Below are 1,357 nucleotides of genomic sequence, written 5' to 3'. Positions count from 1 at the left end.
GTGTTTAAATAAAAAAATACCCATTCATAGCATATTTAGCCAACAATAAAATTTTATAACCCACAGAATATTATTGCGAAAAAACCATGATTATGATTTCAAATAGATTTAATATTTAGTGCGCCAATCTTTGTTTCTAGAGCAGCTCTATCTAATACCTATTCATTAAAGAAACGCCTAACCCCACGTAAGTTGCTCGATGATTGTAATCAATCAAACTCTCCCCATAACCGTCAAACAATTGAAAATATCCTCTTAACTTGCCTGCGATCGGAAATGCCCAATCAAATTGCATAGCGCCGCGAGAATCATCTCCCCCTCTTAAAGAATGTCGTAAAAGCAATGAAAACTCATTATCATTACGACGGTAAAATGCTGTTAAATCTCCCCGTCCTACATAGTTTTTAATGTCAGGATTATCATCTTTTCCGGCATCTTCATCTAGGCGATACCAAGGTCGCAACATAAGCGCAAAATTATCTTTTTCTAAACCAATATTCAGCATAATACGGTCCCAGCTGCGAGATAAGGGACCAGAACGACCATTAGATTGATGATTATAAGTTAATCCCAATAAGCGCCCATTTAAGCCCAAAATGCTATAGTCTGTTCTAAAAATTAAACTGGCTTCAGGCTCATAATTTGTTTCACGAAAAGGCCTCGATTCATCTTCATTATAGACTTGCCAATGCGCAGTCTGCGTATAGCCAACCCACATATCCCCATTGTCTTCAAAGAGATTCTCAAGTGCTTTGGTCTTTAAAGATAACTGCAGTTTAGCTTCCATCGAATTCAAATTTTGCTGTTCTGCCAGTGTCTTGTTTGGCGTATGCGGAACTTCATTTTTTTCACTTGTCCACAGTGCAGGTAGCAAATAAATAGGCTGGTAAGCCCGTAAATTCCATGTTCCTAGTTTTTGTTCTGGTGTTAATTCCCAACGCTGGTCGATTAATGATGCTTTTAAATCCGATTGATGATGTTCTAAAGCAAAAAAATGGTTCGGATTGCCCTGCTTGTTATCTCGGCTGCTCGGCCGTTTTAATGTTTGTAACGGCATGGCCTCAGCAGATCCAGCGCCTTCTGCAACTAATACCGATGCCACTGTTACGTCGCTGAGCTTTACTGAAAATAAACCGTCATAACAATTTAAACGCTCTGCATTTGACTCAAGTGCTACACAAGCAGAAGCACTTGCAGGTTGATAAGCATAGCCTGCTTCTGTACACAATATAGACAGCATCGCCAAGTTCAACACCCTGAATGAATACTTTGTACGGCGTGTCAATTTAACAGCCATTTTTAAATTTCCTTTCTTCATTTTTGAGAATACTTTCATACAGCACATTAGAAAAACGGT

The 1,357-nt window shown here is 38.8% G+C and carries 1 protein-coding gene; it reads right to left on the bottom strand.

Translation table 11 applies throughout. The features are described from left to right. Positions 1-151: 151 nt before the first annotated feature. Positions 152-1,297: a phospholipase A gene (locus ACWQ4X_RS19645; RefSeq protein ID WP_004907114.1), complete on the bottom strand. Its 1,146-nt coding sequence runs from the start codon at positions 1,295-1,297 to the stop codon at positions 152-154. Positions 1,298-1,357 lie beyond the last annotated feature (60 nt).

Source organism: Acinetobacter sp. NigerLNRRAM0016 (assembly GCF_054112845.1).
The sequence above is the reverse complement of the archived record's forward strand: the minus strand, read 5'-3'. Positions and strand labels throughout refer to the sequence as shown.